Here is a 14,568-nt window from a genome sequence, read left to right on the forward strand (position 1 = left end):
ATTTGAAATATGCGCAAAAAGAAAGATGAAAGTTTTAAGAGGGGGTTAGAGTGATGAACCATGCAACAAGTGAGCTGCATGATGAGTCCGCTGTTACAAGTGTACCGGAAACAACTCGGTTACAAGATTTAAAAGCACTCGTTAAAATGGGGATTGTAAACTCAAATACACTTACTGTATTTACAGGATTTTGGTTGGCATTACACTTTAATGGATTAAGTGTAATGGACAATCTGGATAAGTTATTCTTTACAATCGTTGGTTCTGGATTAGTTATGGCAGGGGTATGTTGTTTAAACAACTACATTGATCGAGACATCGATCCATTAATGGAAAGAACAAAGACCCGTCCAACGGTTACTGGAAAGTATAAACCAGGATTTGCACTTACATTTGGACTAGTCATATTACTTCTTGGTTTTGTATTTTTATTATTAACAACACCAATGGCAGTCTTAATGGGATTTATTGGTGCTTTCACATATGTTGTTCTATATAGTTTATGGACAAAGAGAAAGTATACACTAAATACTGTTGTAGGGAGTATATCTGGTGCAGTTCCTCCTTTAATTGGATGGGCAGCAATCGATCCATCTTTAGGCCATCCAATTGCTTGGATGTTATTTTTAATTATGTTTATTTGGCAAATCCCACATTTCCTTGCATTAGCAATGAAACGTGTTGATGAATATCGAAATGCAGGAATTCCAATGCTTCCTGTAGTTCATGGATTTGAAATTACGAAACGCCAAATTATGATTTGGACAGTATGTTTATTACCACTACCATTTTATATGAGTGGACTAGGGATAACATTTATGGTAATTGCAACACTGCTTAACATCGGATGGATCGTTTTAGGATTTTATGGCTTCCGTAAGAAAGATGACATCAAATGGTCCGTGCAAATGTTTGTTTATTCCCTAAATTATTTAACAATCTTATTTGTATCAATGATTGTAGTTACATTCTTCTAAGACAACGACATAATTGGATTTCTTTACGTTGAGATTTACTTTACTTAACTATAAAGTACAATCTAATTCACAAGGAAAGTGGGGGTTGTTTGTATGAAGAAACAGTGGCGACTGCTTTCGTTCGTTTCACTGCTGGCTTTACTGTTAGGGGGATGCGGTAAAGCCTTTCAATCTACTTTAATTCCGCAAGGAGAAGTAGCAAAAATGCAATATGATTTACTTCTACTGGCAAGTGCAATCATGGTAGGAGTAGTACTAGTAGTTACTATTATTTTCTTATATGTAATTGTGCGTTTCCGACAAAAGAGAGGTCAGGAAGATTATATTCCAGAGCAAGTTGAAGGGAATCACAAGCTAGAAATTATATGGACAGTTATTCCGATTATTCTTTTACTAATCTTAGCTGTTCCAACAGTTACATATACATTCAAACTTGCTGATGTAAGTGCGATGGAGAAAAAGAATATTGATAAAGATACTATCGTTGTTGATGTAACAGCGAATCTTTATTGGTGGGAATTTTCTTATAAATCAGAAAAGATAGTAACTTCGCAAGATTTGGTCATCCCCACAGGTAAGAAAGTGTATTTAAATTTGAAGGGTGCCGATATTAAACACTCATTTTGGGTTCCATCTTTAGCAGGGAAAATGGATACAAATACAGACAATGTGAACAAAATGTGGTTAAAGGCAGATAAGTCGGGCACTTATAATGGTTTTTGTACAGAATTTTGCGGCCCATCACATTCTTTAATGCAATTTAAAGTGAAAGCTTTAGATGAAAGCGAGTACAAAAAATGGCTTGCTGATATGAAGAAGATTGATGGGAAGAAAGAAGTAGCTTCAACAAAGGCGCAAGAGGGCCAAGAAATATTTAATAAAAGCTGTATTGGTTGTCACGCAGTTGGATCTAATGATAGTAGACCACCTTCCGCTCGTATCGCACCAAACTTAGCAAACTTTGCGGATCGCGATATGGTTGCCGGTATTGCCGAAAACAATGAAGAAAACTTAAAAAAATGGCTAAAAGATCCTGAAAATATGAAGCCAGGAAACAAAATGACTGGCAAATATGGCAACTTAACGGATGATCAAATTGATGCATTAAATGCATACTTACAAACGTTAAAAGTTGAAAAGTAAAGAGGGACTATTCGCGAAGGGGAGGTTGAAAACGTGAGTTCTGTAGCAAAAAAACAGGGGATGGGTGCTGTCATATGGGATTATTTAACGACAGTAGACCATAAAAAGATTGCCATTCTCTATTTAATTGCAGGTGGATTGTTTTTTGTAATAGGCGGAATAGAAGCTCTATTTATTCGCCTTCAATTAGCGATTCCTAACAACGCTTTTCTTGTTGGGGATGCTTATAATCAAGTATTAACGATGCACGGTACAACAATGATTTTCCTCGCAGCTATGCCACTCGTGTTTGCATTTATGAACGCCGCTGTACCACTTCAAATTGGTGCACGTGATGTAGCGTTCCCGTTTTTGAATTCACTCGGATTTTGGTTATTTTTCTTTGGTGGAGTATTTTTAAATTTAAGTTGGTTTTTAGGTGGAGCACCTGATGCAGGATGGACATCTTATGCATCTTTAGCTTTAGCCTCTAAAGGTCATGGTGTTGATTTCTATGTACTCGGCTTGCAAATCTCAGGTATTGGTACATTAATTGGAGGAATTAACTTCCTTGTAACCATTATTAATATGCGCGCTCCAGGAATGACGTATATGCGTATGCCGATGTTTACATGGACAACATTTGTAACATCTTCGCTTATATTATTCGCTTTTCCGCCGTTAACTGTAGGATTAGGACTTTTAATGTTAGATCGTTTATTTGGAACAAGTTTCTTTAATCCGGCATTGGGCGGGAATACAATTATATGGGAGCATTTATTCTGGATTTTCGGTCATCCAGAAGTATACATTCTTATACTCCCAGCTTTCGGAATATTCTCAGAAATATTCGCAACATTTTCGAAAAAACGATTGTTTGGTTATTCATCGATGGTGTTTGCGACTGTATTAATTGGATTTTTAGGATTTATGGTATGGGCGCACCATATGTTTACTGTTGGACTTGGTCCAGTTGCTAATGCTATTTTCTCAGTTGCAACAATGGCGATTGCGGTTCCGACTGGTATCAAAATATTCAACTGGCTCTTTACAATGTGGGGTGGAAGTATTCGTTTTACGACACCAATGATGTGGGCAGTAGCTTTCATTCCATCATTCGTAATGGGTGGAGTTACAGGGGTTATGCTAGCATCTGCACCAGCTGATTATCAATTTCATGATAACTATTTCGTAGTAGCGCATTTTCATTATGTAATCGTTGGCGGTGTTGTATTTGGTTTACTTGCAGGAGCTCATTATTATTGGCCACTGATGTTTAATAAAGTATTAAATGAAACATTAGGAAAGATAACGTTTTGGCTATTCTTTATCGGCTTCCATTTAACGTTCTTTATTCAGCATTTCCTTGGCTTGATTGGTATGCCACGCCGTTACTACACATATCTTGAAGGGCAAGGGTTGGAAATGGGGAATATGATTAGTTCTATCGGAGCGGTGTTTATGGCTCTTGGAACGATTGTTCTTCTATTCAATGTAATTAAAACGACAGTATCAAAAGAAAAAGCTGGTCGTGATCCGTGGGATGCACGTACATTAGAATGGACAATGCCAGCACCGACACCAGAATATAACTTTAAACAATTACCATTTGTTCGCGGATTAGATCCGTTTTGGATTGAAAAACGTGAAGGTAATAAAGAGATGACAGCAGCGGAACCAGTTGGTGATATTCATATGCCAAATCCTTCGTTTTCACCATTTGTTATTTCTTTCGGATTGTTTATAGCGGCATTTGGTGCGATGTATATGCAGGGCGGAAAAGATAAGTTCTGGTTATTAGTAGCAATTATTGGTTTAATCATTACATTTGGCGCAATGTTCCTACGTTCAGTAATTGATGATCATGGGTATCATATTCATAAAGAAGATTTAGAGGATAAGGGGGGCAAGGCATAATGCATGTAGATGAAAAGTTAACGAATGAAACATTTCCAGCAGAGCCTGAAAAAGCAACCCTTGAAGGGAAAAATAAGTTTGTCGGTTTTTGGTTATTTCTTGGAGGCGAAACAGTGTTGTTCGCTTCCTTATTCGGCACATATTTAGCGTTAAAGAATTCTACAAATGGTGGACCAACATCTCAAGAGATGTTCCAAATGCCACTCGTTTTCATTATGACGATGCTTTTATTAACGAGTAGCTTAACGAGTGTATATGCGATGTATCACATGAAAAACTTTAACTTTAAGAAAATGCAGCTTTGGTTACTAGTAACAGTATTGCTAGGTTTAGGGTTTTTAGGATTTGAGATATATGAGTTTTATCATTATACACATGAATTTAAGCATACTATGAGAAGTAGTGCGTTTGGCTCTGCGTTTTATGCTCTTGTTGGTACACATGGACTCCACGTATTGTTTGGGTTATGTTGGATTTTAACATTAATCTTTAGAAATGCGAAGAGAGGTCTAAATTTATACAATGCACCGAAGTTTTATGTTGCATCGATTTATTGGCACTTTATTGACGTAGTTTGGGTGTTTATTTTCACTGTAGTATATTTAATGGGAATGGTGGGATAAACAATGGCGATAAAGCAAACGAATAATCCTAAAGTTGATCTTGTTTATCGGAAGAGAAAAAGTGCGGAGGAAATGAGGCATCAAGTTATTACGTTTGCATTAATGATTTTTTTAACATTAGTTGCATTTGTAGCAGTGGCGTATCCAAAAACTTTTAGTCCGATTTTCTCTGTACCGTTTATTTTACTATTAGCAGTGGTACAAGTAATTTTTCAATTGTATTATTTTATGCATATGAGTCATAAAGGACATGAAGCAGCAAGTTTCTTTCTTTACTCTGGTCTGCTAATAGGGTTAATTACAATTTTAGCTTTTATGACAATCGTGTGGATTTGAAAAGTGAAAAATAAGGGAGCTTGTGTTGTCACAGCTCCCTCTTCATATTATGAGATAACCTTATGAAGGTAGGTGTGAAAATGAGTAACTTGTGGATATTTGGTTTTCAGGCTTTATGGAGTCCAATCTTTTTATTATTTATGCTTTCAATTCTTATTGGGTACTTCTTAATTATTGGGCCATATAGAATGCGATTTGAAAATGCGACGAAGGTAAGTAAGAAGCAAATTTTTTATTTTACGACTGGTATTGTTCTTTTGTATTTTGTAAAGGGAGGGCCTATTGATTTAATTGGCCATATTATATTTAGTGCTCATATGTTTGAAATGGCAGTCATGTATATTGCAGTTCCACCGTTACTGTTGCTTGGTATACCAATTTGGTTATATCGTTACATTACTTCTTTTAAGTTCGTTCAAATTATATTAAAGGCATTTGCTAAACCACTTATTGCGTTGTTTGTATTTAACGGCCTGTTTTCTTTTTATCATTTACCAGTTGTTTTTGATACAGTAAAACAAAGTCAAATAGCTCATCCTATTTGTCTCGCTATATTGTTTTTTACAGCAATCATGATGTGGTGGCCGATGTTAAATCCATTACCAGAATATCAAACGTTAAGTGATATAAAGAAACTTGGTTATATGTTTGCTAACGGCATATTATTAACGCCTGCTTGTGCGTTAATCATTTTTGCGACAGCGCCGTTATTTGCAACGTATACGGATCCGGCTGCTTGGATGAAAGCGATGGAACTATGTGTACCGGCGGGCACTTTATCAGATTTAAATATAACGGGACCAGAATTTTTGCACTGGATGCCAGTCGTACAAGACCAGCAAACTGGTGGTATCATAATGAAAATTGTCCAGGAAATAGTGTACGGTACAATTATAGGCTATGTATTCTTTAGATGGGCACGTAGAGAACGTGAAAAGGATAAGGAGCAGTTGCAACAATTGCCACCGTATTTACAGACTAAGTAAAAAAGTGTATGGGATTCCATGCGCTTTTTCTTTTTAGTTTTAGTTACCTTTAAAAGATTGAATTTTCTAACTTTTTATGTTAAGTTAGTGTAGGCGTGTACTAAAAGTGGAGATAAAATTTACTACTAGCTTTCATGCGTAATAATTCCATATGTAGTGCAAGTTTTTTAGAGAGGTACAAATATATATTGTTATCTTTAATAAACACGAACTATTTTAAGGGGGAGTTTAAATGGGTAGTAGTGGAAGTATGGTAAAGCCGATTAGTGGTTTTTTGACAGCACTAATTCAATATCCAGTACCAGTAGTAGAATCGCGTGCAGACATTGATAAACAAATTCAACAAATCATAAAAACAATTCATTCGACCAAATCAGGTTACCCTGGTTTAGAATTGATAGTATTTCCTGAATATAGTACACAAGGGCTCAATACAAAAAAATGGACTACAGAAGAATTTTTATGCACAGTGCCTGGGCCAGAAACAGACTTATTTGCTGAGGCATGTAAAGAATCTAAAGTATATGGTGTTTTTTCAATAATGGAGAAAAATCCTGATGGTGGAGAGCCATATAATACAGCAGTTATTATTGATTCACAAGGTGAAATGATTTTGAAGTATCGTAAGCTAAATCCTTGGGTGCCAGTCGAGCCTTGGAAAGCTGGAGATTTAGGCTTACCTGTTTGTGATGGACCTGGAGGAAGTAAATTAGCTGTTTGTATTTGTCATGATGGCATGTTCCCTGAAGTAGCTCGTGAAGCAGCCTATAAAGGTGCAAATGTCTTAATTCGTATTTCTGGATATAGTACACAAGTTAGTGAACAATGGATGCTAACCAATCGCTCAAATGCATGGCAAAATTTAATGTATACATTGTCGGTAAACTTAGCGGGTTATGATGGTGTATTTTATTACTTTGGTGAAGGACAAGTATGTAACTTTGATGGGACTACTTTAGTACAGGGTCATCGAAATCCGTGGGAGATTGTTACTGCTGAAGTATATCCAGAACTAGCAGATCAAGCTAGATTAGGATGGGGATTGGAAAATAATATATATAATCTAGGTTCAAGAGGATATGTAGCAACTCCTGGTGGGGTGAAAGAAAATCCATATACGTTTGTAAAAGATTTAGCTGAAGGTAAATATAAGGTTCCTTGGGAAGATGAGATTAAAGTAAAAGATGGATCTATTTATGGATATCCAGTAAAAAAAACGATTCATTCTTAGGGAAGGGAAATAAAACAAGCGCATCATATTGATGCGCTTGTTTTTGTTAATCAATAATTTGAAATTCTTTTAACTCTTTTTCGACATTTTGTAGGAGTTGTTCGCTTTTTTGAAGTACATTCGTTGGGAAAGTCTCATCATCACCATATTCAACGCCGTGAGGATAATAATGTTTTCCTAATAAGGGGGGGAGTAGTTTTACTTCAGCGTGTCTACTGCCAATGTCACCTTCAACAGCAACTCCTTGCACTCGTAAATAATAAACATCCTTTAATATTTCAAATTTATAATCGTATGTAACTCGTTCATAATCCCACTGTCCGGCAAGTACGAAGTGGTTGTTTTCCATGATTTCAGTTAAAAGAGTTAATTCAACGACGGCTCCATTAAATTTCGTATTTGTAAATTGCATATAATACCTCCTTTTTTAATGTTACACCATTATTTTTATAATAGTATGAATAATAAGAAAGTGCAATTCATATTGAGAGAAAAGGGATAATCCAGACTTTTTTCACAAAAATATGATATAGTGAAAAGAGTACGGTACACACAAAAAGAAAGAAAAGGATTTGTGTATATCTCAATTTTATGTTTTGTTCAGGAGGTATATCGTTTGAAGAAATTATTGCGTATCGTAATGATTACATTTTTAATTTTAGCTGTTGATTTATACGGGAAATTACTCGTTTCACAATATATATTAACCCCATCTCAATCAAAGCAAGAAAATAAAATTGTGAAAAAGAAAAAGCAAATTAAGGAAGACTCCTCAGACACTGTTTTAAATATGATTGGTGAAGACTCTGAAAACCTATTAGCGAAGTGGGGAGAACCCTCTCGAATAGAGCCATCTGCATACGGATATGAATGGTGGGTATACAACCAGGATTTAACTCAGTATGTTCAATTTGGAGTTTCTGAACGTAAAGTTGTAACAGCATACGCAGCTGGTGAACAAGTTAAGGTTCCACCTTATTATATAAATGAAAAATATGAAGAAGTATATAAAAAAAGTCCACTTTCGCATGAAATTTCATTAAAAAGAGGGAAAAATAGTTATCAATTTGAGCTATCTGATACCGAAGTCATGGAACAACCGTTAATACCTGTAGAAGATGGATGGGCGCAATTGTATTTTGATCAATTTACACATGAGCTTGTTGGTGTTCGTTATATGGATGATGAAACTTTATTACGCCAAAGACCGTATCAGCTCGTTTATTCAGGTGAATTAATAGCAGAACAACCATTGACTCCAGAAAAAATAAAACAAGTAGAAAATGGGAATATGCAACAAATTTTTGATTTAACAAATATCATTCGAAGTCGTCATAAATTACCGTTATTAACATGGGATCAGGAAACAGCAGATGTTGCTGTTGGTCACAGTAAAGATATGAAAGACAATAATTATTTTTCTCATGACTCACCTACATTAGGTACGCTAGGAGATCGTTTGCAGCGCGGGAAAGTAGGATTTCAACTTGCTGGCGAGAACATAGCGGCGCAACATAGTGATGGAATTGCGGCAGTGCAAGGTTGGTTAAATAGTGAGGGGCATAGAAAGAATTTATTAAATGAACAATTTACAGGATTAGGTGTTGGTGTATACGATAAATTTTATACACAAAACTTTATTCGAAAATAAAGCGAAACTGTAAGCGGTGGGGTGTTACATTACCAAATTAGTTACTTCGTATTCACTGAATTGTAGGTGGGAATCTGACCGTATGCAAATAGCAGAAAAAAAGGTGCATGAATCGTCTAAAAATAGGCGAACCATGCGCCTTTTTTTTCTTACTATATAGTAGATATACATGGAGAGGTGAGGATTATGCCAACAACAAAAGGACCGTTACATCCATCGGTTCAACAGTTTAAAGAATTTGTAAACCATCACCCTAAAATGGTTCATGAGGTTAGAAGTGGTCATAAAACATGGCAACAATTTTATGAAGAATGGTACTTACTCGGTGAAGAAGATCCAATATGGGCAACTTATAGACCGGATGGAGCGCCTGCGTTTTCTTCGGTAAAAGAAAATAAAAAAGAAAAAGATAATCGAACTGAAGAGGAAAAAACTGCTGATGTGATGGGGCAAATGCTTTCTTTTTTTAAAAAGTTGGACGTGGAACAAATGCAGAACCATTTAGCCAATGTGACGAGTGCAATTGGGAGCGTGCAACAAGTTATTCAGCAATTTCAAGGTAACCGTACGCAGCAAGAGCAAAGTACTTCAGAAAATAACCCGTTTTTCTTTCAAAAGGATTAGGGGGAAAGATGATGAGAGCAGAAATTATGGAGTTTATAAAGGCTGATGAGGATTTATCTCGCTATATTAGAGAGCAACCGTACTGGTATAGAAAATTAACACGAAATCCTGAAGAAAAAGAGGCTTTTGAGTTAGCGGCGATGCAACATTTCAAAAAAACGATACCAGATAAAGTGGAAAAGTTTCAAAATCAATTGGCCGTTGCTTCGATCATGATTGATATGTTTCAGTATATGAAGCAACAAAATGCAACCTAATTGGAAGTGAAAAATATGTCCGTCATGCAGAACTTTTGTTACAATAGAAGTTGATTATTTAAAAAGGAGTTGCAGCATGACGGAAATTTGTTTAGTACGACATGGACAAACTGATTGGAATTTTCAAGAAATTATTCAGGGGCGAGAAGATATTCCGCTTAATGAAGTTGGTAAGAAGCAAGCGAGTCAAAGTGCAGCTGCTTTACAAGAAGAAACGTGGGATATCATTATAAGTAGCCCGTTAATTAGAGCGCAAGAAACGGCTAATGAAATCGCAACGGCAGTTGGATTACAATCGATTTTATTAGATGAGCGATTTGTTGAACGGAATTTTGGAGAAGCTTCAGGGAAGCCGGTTGCGGCTGTTAGAGAGTTGATTGCTGAGGGAAAAGTAGAAGGTATGGAGCGAGATGAAGAGATTGTAGCTCGTTGCTTTGCTGCTTTAGAAGATGTTGCGACAACTCATTTTGGCAAACGTATTATTATTGTTGCTCACTCACACGCGATAAAAGCGATTTTACATGCCATTGAACCAGATGAAATTACATTTAAGACACCATTAAAAAATGCGTGTATTAGTTATGTGAAACAAAATAGTGGAAAATGGGATGTTCTTAAATATAATATAGCGGAACATATTAATGTATAAGTGTGTACGGATATAGTGTAAAAATAGTTACGTTATATCTTTCTTTTGAGTAAGTCACTTCAATTAGTAGTTCTAATCTAAATGTGGTATGATGGATACTCGGAGGTGTCTCTCATGATTGTAGCGACGCTAGAAAGCGTATTAATATTAGATAAGGCAGAGCAGCTTGCAAAAGCGATTATCTGTTCAGATATAGCAGAAGATTATCGTAAGTATTATAGAGAATTACATGAAGATATGGAACTTCAGACGCTAATTCAGCAATTTACAGCGATGAAAGAAAGGTATGAGGAAGTACAGCGTTTTGGAAAATACCATCCTGACTATACTACCGTGTCGATGAAAATGAGAGAATTAAAGCGTTCTGTGGACTTACATGATAAGGTTGCAGCTTTTAAAAGAGCAGAAACTGCTTTGCAGAAGTTATTAGACGAAGTTAGTGTAGCAATCGGTTCGGAAGTGTCTTCTTCCATTAAAGTGCCAACAGGAAATCCGTTCTTTGATGCTGGTGGCTGTGGTGGAGGTTGTGGTACTGGCGGAGGTTGTGGTTGTAAAAAAACGGGGTGATGTGCCCCGTTTTTTAGAAGTTGGAAGAAAACGTATACAGAGTTTGTCCTGTAATGTTATAAATTTCTGATTGGTTTTCATAGAATATAAAATATATGTTTTTAAAAGGAGAAGATGGAGAAGATTATGTTCGGGCAACGACAAAGTATGATTGTTTATTTACATTCATTGAAACATGCCAAGATTTTAAGGAAATATGGTAACATACATTACATATCAAAACGATTAAAATATGCTGTAGTATATTGTGATATGGAACAAATTGAGCATATGATGCATAAGTTGAACAAACTTCCTTTTGTGAAAAAGATAGAACAGTCGTATCGCCCGTATTTAAAAACGGAATTTGAAAATTCCCGTCCTGATCGAGCAAAAGAATACGATTATAGCTAATAGAAAAAATCCCCTGCTAAATTTAGCCGGGGATTTTTCATTTGAAATAACGTGTTATTTCATCGGAGGAATGAAATTGTTCATTCGTAAAATACCAATTAAATGATTAAAAAATAGTTCTTTTTCTGGGAAAGTTGTAGATGGTTTTACAGTAAAGGTAGCCACTTTTTTCCCGAGTTGTTCTGCCGTTTCTTCAAATAAAATGACACGTTTACTTTTTTTATTTTCAAATACAGGAATGCCTTCACGACATATGTATAATGGTTGGAAATCACCAGTAGTAGTTGGTTTTAATATTACAACAAGCGAACACACTTTTTTATCGTTTTTTATCGTTTCAAATTGTAACATATGTGCTATACGTTCTTGATTTGTTTTGGCAATTTCAAGTAATTCATATAAATCAGAGTAGCCTTCTCCAAGTTCTATAAAGCGTTGAATCATATCTTTTCCTCCTCTTTCTTTTACTGTACCATTTCACTTTTTAAATGAAAAGCACACAAAGAAAAAAACCCTGCATAGCAGGGCCCTTCTTATACTAGCATGTACTAGTAAGAAGGCAAAGGGAGAGGAGAAACCGGAGGAAGAACTTATGGGGAAACGTAAGTCTTCTCCGCGGTTGGCAACAACATCGAAGGTGATGTTGTTATAATTATTTATGTCCAATCTAAATGAAGATATACATAATGAAATTAAATTTTATGTTGGGCTTTTTATTTTTCTTTTTTTTATTTTGTGATAGGATAAAAAAGATAAAGTGGAACTAATATACATATTGGGTTCATATTAGTGAATGATGAGATGAATACATAAAAATAACGAGAGGTTATTTGAGGCCGAGTTTTTCTATAGTTAGGTGAATGTGGTTTGTTAACTGTTACCGAAGTGGGAATGGCTTTCTATAATCGCTCGATAGATTGAAATAAAGGTAGTGACAACAGATGAGAGTAGTTTCAGGAAAATGTAAAGGACACCCACTTAAAGCGGTTCCTGGTAATACAACACGTCCAACGACAGATAAAGTAAAAGAATCTATTTTTAATATGATAGGTCCTTATTTTGATGGTGGTATCGCCCTTGATTTATTTGGTGGTAGTGGTGGTCTTGGAATTGAGGCTTTGAGCAGAGGGATCGATAAAGTAATTTTTGTTGATCGGGATAGTAAAGCAATAAAAGTAATTCATCAAAATTTAGAAAGTTGTAGAGTACAGGAACAAGCTGAAGTATATCGAAATGATGCTGAACGTGCAGTAAAGGCGTTAATAAAACGTGAAATGTCATTCGATCTTATATTAATAGATCCTCCATATAAAGAGCAAAAAATTGTATCTTTAATTAGTGTAATGGATCAACATGGATTGCTACATAGTGATGGATTAATTATGGCAGAGCATGGTAATGATGTAGTTTTACCTAATTCTATAGGAAGGCTTGTAAAAGTACGAGCTGAGAATTATGGGATTACTGCAATATCGATTTATAAGTATGAAGGTGAGGGGACAGAATGACAAGTATAGCTATTTCTTCAGGAAGTTTTGATCCAATTACCCTTGGGCATCTGGATATTATTAAAAGGGGAGCAAAAGTATTTGATGAGGTGTACGTAGTCGTTTTAAACAATTCATCAAAAAAACCATTCTTTTCAGTTGAAGAGCGATTAGAACTAATTCGAGAAGCGACAAAGGATATCCCGAATGTAAAGGTAGATTCGCATAGTGGGCTATTAGTAGAGTATGCAAAAATGCGTAATGCAAATGCAATATTACGTGGTTTACGAGCAGTTTCTGATTTTGAATATGAGATGCAAATTACTTCTATGAATCGAAAATTAGATGAAAATATTGAAACATTTTTTATTATGACAAACAACCAATATTCATTTTTAAGCTCGAGTATTGTAAAAGAAGTTGCGAGGTATGGAGGAAGTGTAGTGGATCTTGTACCTCCTATTGTAGAGCGTGCTTTAAAAGAAAAGTTTCAAACCCCGTTAAAGTGAACGGGGTTTTTCTTTATACGTGCGCAAAAATAATAAAATAACATATAAGTATAGACAAAATAATGTAAAAATTGGTCCATAATGTATAAAAGATGTCCAAATTTCATGTAGTATAGAAGGATGCTCGGATAAAAATACAGGAATATCTTTTGGCATAGGTGAGAAAGAACTCACTTTCTCATAAAATGGTGTCCAAAATACAAATGTAAAAATAGGGGCAAGAATACTTTGAATAATTCGTGCGAAAAAATAGGGTTTAAATCGGATATCTGTTTCAGCTAATATGCTAGCAACTTGTGCCTGAATAGAAAGACCGCTAAATGCTAAAATGAAGCTTGTTACCATAGCTTGTTGTAAGAGCGGTGTTTCATTTATTTGACTAATCATTTGGCTTCCGAGTGTCATTTCGAAAATACCTGATAATATAGGTATACTAAAATCTGTACTTAGTTGGAAGAATGATAAAATATGTTGCATAATAAAAGAAAGAGCTGCTGTAATGTGGAATACAGTAATCATTTTATTTAACACAGAGAATAAAATAATAAATCCGCCAATCATAAGTAATGTTTGAATAGAAGAAACAATGGCATCCCCAAGTAATTTACCAATTGGTCTTTTTTCTTGTAAGCGTGTCTCGTGAAGAATTAAAAAAGGGTTTTGAAAGCGACGTTTTTTTGTAGTGTGTGTATTATTTTTGTAAGCGGTATTATCGCCGTAAAAACGCATAATTAATCCGACAGCAAAGTTACTGAAATAATGGGCAGCGGCTAATATAATTCCTAATTTCGGATTATTAAAAAAACCGATAGACACAGCGCCGAAAATAAAAAGTGGATTGGAAGAATTTGTGAAAGAAACGAGGCGCTCCGCTTCAATCTGAGTTAAAAGATTGCTTTTTCGTAGTCTAGCGCTTAATTTGGCGCCTGCAGGGAAACCAGAAGCCATTCCCATCGCCCAAACAAATCCGCCTATCCCTGGAACGCGAAAAAGTGGGCGCATGAGTGGTTCTAATATAACGCCAATAAATTTTACAACACCGATACTAATTAGAAGTTCCGCAATGATGAAAAACGGTAGTAGTGAAGGGAATACAACTTCCCACCATATATTTAACCCGCGAATAGAAGCTTGCAAAGCGGCTTGGGGGTGGAGTACAAGAGAAAAGGTTAAAAATAGCGTTGATATGGTAAGGAAAGCGGTTTTCCATTTTTCATACATGTAAGTAAATCCCCCTTT

18 protein-coding genes are annotated in these 14,568 nt (G+C 35.7%); 15 read left to right on the plus strand and 3 right to left on the minus strand.

The annotated features are described in order from the left end of the window. The first annotated feature begins 53 nt into the window (after positions 1-53). The 7 genes from ctaB (at position 54) to GBN78_RS01940 (ending at position 7,192) form a co-directional block, all read left to right on the plus strand. On the plus strand, positions 54-977 hold the full coding sequence (gene ctaB, locus GBN78_RS01910) for a protoheme IX farnesyltransferase (RefSeq protein ID WP_001015058.1): 924 nt from the start codon (positions 54-56) through the stop codon (positions 975-977). Between the two features lie 93 nt (positions 978-1,070). Then, positions 1,071-2,120 (plus strand): cytochrome c oxidase subunit II, encoded by a 1,050-nt coding sequence (gene coxB / locus GBN78_RS01915; RefSeq protein WP_000745276.1) that lies wholly within the window; start codon positions 1,071-1,073, stop codon positions 2,118-2,120. A gap of 60 nt (positions 2,121-2,180) precedes the next feature. Then, positions 2,181-4,016: a cytochrome c oxidase subunit I gene (ctaD, locus tag GBN78_RS01920; RefSeq protein ID WP_153579316.1), complete on the plus strand. Its 1,836-nt coding sequence runs from the start codon at positions 2,181-2,183 to the stop codon at positions 4,014-4,016. Next, on the plus strand, positions 4,016-4,639 hold the full coding sequence (gene ctaE, locus GBN78_RS01925) for a cytochrome c oxidase subunit III (RefSeq protein ID WP_000557861.1): 624 nt from the start codon (positions 4,016-4,018) through the stop codon (positions 4,637-4,639). The genes ctaD and ctaE overlap by 1 nt, the downstream gene beginning before the upstream one ends. A 3-nt stretch (positions 4,640-4,642) precedes the next feature. Next, on the plus strand, positions 4,643-4,975 hold the full coding sequence (ctaF, locus tag GBN78_RS01930) for a cytochrome c oxidase subunit IVB (RefSeq protein ID WP_000985706.1): 333 nt from the start codon (positions 4,643-4,645) through the stop codon (positions 4,973-4,975). An 80-nt stretch (positions 4,976-5,055) separates the two neighbouring features. Further along, entirely contained in the window at positions 5,056-5,961 is a 906-nt protein-coding gene (gene ctaG / locus GBN78_RS01935) for a cytochrome c oxidase assembly factor CtaG (RefSeq protein ID WP_000069023.1), read from the plus strand. 232 nt (positions 5,962-6,193) lie between these two features. Then, positions 6,194-7,192 carry a formamidase gene (locus GBN78_RS01940; protein WP_000535807.1) on the plus strand — a complete coding sequence of 333 codons (999 nt, stop codon included), beginning with the start codon at positions 6,194-6,196 and terminating at the stop codon, positions 7,190-7,192. Positions 7,193-7,238: 46 nt separating this feature from the next. Here the strand turns inward: GBN78_RS01940 and GBN78_RS01945 are convergent, their stop codons facing one another. Continuing rightward, on the minus strand, positions 7,239-7,604 hold the full coding sequence (locus tag GBN78_RS01945) for a YugN family protein (RefSeq protein ID WP_001160947.1): 366 nt from the start codon (positions 7,602-7,604) through the stop codon (positions 7,239-7,241). A 204-nt stretch (positions 7,605-7,808) separates the two neighbouring features. On the opposite strand from GBN78_RS01945, the gene GBN78_RS01950 reads away from it, so the two are divergent. From GBN78_RS01950 to GBN78_RS01975, 6 genes are all read left to right on the plus strand, one after another. Next, positions 7,809-8,843 carry a CAP domain-containing protein gene (locus GBN78_RS01950; protein ID WP_000735378.1) on the plus strand — a complete coding sequence of 345 codons (1,035 nt, stop codon included), beginning with the start codon at positions 7,809-7,811 and terminating at the stop codon, positions 8,841-8,843. Positions 8,844-9,029: 186 nt separating this feature from the next. Then, a complete protein-coding gene (locus tag GBN78_RS01955; RefSeq protein WP_001143346.1) occupies positions 9,030-9,467 on the plus strand; it encodes a YlbD family protein in 438 nt (145 codons plus the stop codon). Positions 9,468-9,478: 11 nt separating this feature from the next. Beyond that, positions 9,479-9,724, plus strand: a complete 246-nt coding sequence (locus GBN78_RS01960) for a YlbE-like family protein (protein WP_001200990.1) — start codon at positions 9,479-9,481, stop codon at positions 9,722-9,724. A gap of 76 nt (positions 9,725-9,800) precedes the next feature. Beyond that, positions 9,801-10,373, plus strand: coding sequence for a histidine phosphatase family protein (locus GBN78_RS01965; RefSeq protein WP_000134947.1), 573 nt, complete (start codon positions 9,801-9,803; stop codon positions 10,371-10,373). A 114-nt stretch (positions 10,374-10,487) separates the two neighbouring features. Then, positions 10,488-10,940: a YlbF/YmcA family competence regulator gene (locus GBN78_RS01970; protein WP_000634366.1), complete on the plus strand. Its 453-nt coding sequence runs from the start codon at positions 10,488-10,490 to the stop codon at positions 10,938-10,940. Positions 10,941-11,066: 126 nt separating this feature from the next. Then, the gene (locus GBN78_RS01975) at positions 11,067-11,333 is read left to right on the plus strand and encodes a YlbG family protein (protein WP_002082261.1); all 267 of its coding nucleotides are present in this window, start codon (positions 11,067-11,069) and stop codon (positions 11,331-11,333) included. Between the two features lie 54 nt (positions 11,334-11,387). Here the strand turns inward: GBN78_RS01975 and GBN78_RS01980 are convergent, their stop codons facing one another. Beyond that, the gene (locus GBN78_RS01980) at positions 11,388-11,777 is read right to left on the minus strand and encodes a DUF7147 family protein (RefSeq protein ID WP_000616017.1); all 390 of its coding nucleotides are present in this window, start codon (positions 11,775-11,777) and stop codon (positions 11,388-11,390) included. A gap of 497 nt (positions 11,778-12,274) precedes the next feature. Here GBN78_RS01980 and rsmD point away from each other — a divergent pair, with 497 nt between their 5' ends. Together rsmD and coaD are read left to right on the plus strand one after the other, a co-directional pair. Continuing rightward, the gene (rsmD, locus tag GBN78_RS01985; RefSeq protein WP_001266981.1) at positions 12,275-12,841 is read left to right on the plus strand and encodes a 16S rRNA (guanine(966)-N(2))-methyltransferase RsmD; all 567 of its coding nucleotides are present in this window, start codon (positions 12,275-12,277) and stop codon (positions 12,839-12,841) included. Continuing rightward, positions 12,838-13,329 carry a pantetheine-phosphate adenylyltransferase gene (coaD, locus tag GBN78_RS01990; protein WP_000200601.1) on the plus strand — a complete coding sequence of 164 codons (492 nt, stop codon included), beginning with the start codon at positions 12,838-12,840 and terminating at the stop codon, positions 13,327-13,329. Before rsmD ends, coaD begins: the two co-directional genes overlap by 4 nt. On the opposite strand, the gene ylbJ is transcribed toward coaD, so the two are convergent. Continuing rightward, complete coding sequence (ylbJ, locus tag GBN78_RS01995; protein WP_000273083.1) at positions 13,321-14,550, minus strand: sporulation integral membrane protein YlbJ; 1,230 nt, start codon at positions 14,548-14,550, stop codon at positions 13,321-13,323. The genes coaD and ylbJ overlap by 9 nt on opposite strands. Between the last annotated feature and the right edge of the window lie 18 nt (positions 14,551-14,568).

The organism is Bacillus sp. B2-WWTP-C-10-Post-4, from assembly GCF_009183805.1.
Taxonomy (GTDB): domain Bacteria; phylum Bacillota; class Bacilli; order Bacillales; family Bacillaceae_G; genus Bacillus_A; species Bacillus_A cereus.

Excerpts from the sequence above, each read along its gene's own strand:
- ctaB (WP_001015058.1), top strand. The coding sequence starts at position 54 with ATGAACCATGCAACAAGTGAGCTGCATGATGAGTCCGCTGTTACAAGT.
- coxB (WP_000745276.1), top strand. The coding sequence starts at position 1,071 with ATGAAGAAACAGTGGCGACTGCTTTCGTTCGTTTCACTGCTGGCTTTA.
- ctaD (WP_153579316.1), top strand. The coding sequence starts at position 2,181 with ATGGGTGCTGTCATATGGGATTATTTAACGACAGTAGACCATAAAAAG.
- ctaE (WP_000557861.1), top strand. The coding sequence starts at position 4,016 with ATGCATGTAGATGAAAAGTTAACGAATGAAACATTTCCAGCAGAGCCT.
- ctaF (WP_000985706.1), top strand. The coding sequence starts at position 4,643 with ATGGCGATAAAGCAAACGAATAATCCTAAAGTTGATCTTGTTTATCGG.
- ctaG (WP_000069023.1), top strand. The coding sequence starts at position 5,056 with ATGAGTAACTTGTGGATATTTGGTTTTCAGGCTTTATGGAGTCCAATC.
- GBN78_RS01940 (WP_000535807.1), top strand. The coding sequence starts at position 6,194 with ATGGGTAGTAGTGGAAGTATGGTAAAGCCGATTAGTGGTTTTTTGACA.
- GBN78_RS01945 (WP_001160947.1), bottom strand. The coding sequence starts at position 7,604 with ATGCAATTTACAAATACGAAATTTAATGGAGCCGTCGTTGAATTAACT.
- GBN78_RS01955 (WP_001143346.1), top strand. The coding sequence starts at position 9,030 with ATGCCAACAACAAAAGGACCGTTACATCCATCGGTTCAACAGTTTAAA.
- GBN78_RS01960 (WP_001200990.1), top strand. The coding sequence starts at position 9,479 with ATGAGAGCAGAAATTATGGAGTTTATAAAGGCTGATGAGGATTTATCT.
- GBN78_RS01965 (WP_000134947.1), top strand. The coding sequence starts at position 9,801 with ATGACGGAAATTTGTTTAGTACGACATGGACAAACTGATTGGAATTTT.
- GBN78_RS01970 (WP_000634366.1), top strand. The coding sequence starts at position 10,488 with ATGATTGTAGCGACGCTAGAAAGCGTATTAATATTAGATAAGGCAGAG.
- GBN78_RS01975 (WP_002082261.1), top strand. The coding sequence starts at position 11,067 with ATGTTCGGGCAACGACAAAGTATGATTGTTTATTTACATTCATTGAAA.
- GBN78_RS01980 (WP_000616017.1), bottom strand. The coding sequence starts at position 11,777 with ATGATTCAACGCTTTATAGAACTTGGAGAAGGCTACTCTGATTTATAT.
- rsmD (WP_001266981.1), top strand. The coding sequence starts at position 12,275 with ATGAGAGTAGTTTCAGGAAAATGTAAAGGACACCCACTTAAAGCGGTT.
- coaD (WP_000200601.1), top strand. The coding sequence starts at position 12,838 with ATGACAAGTATAGCTATTTCTTCAGGAAGTTTTGATCCAATTACCCTT.
- ylbJ (WP_000273083.1), bottom strand. The coding sequence starts at position 14,550 with ATGTATGAAAAATGGAAAACCGCTTTCCTTACCATATCAACGCTATTT.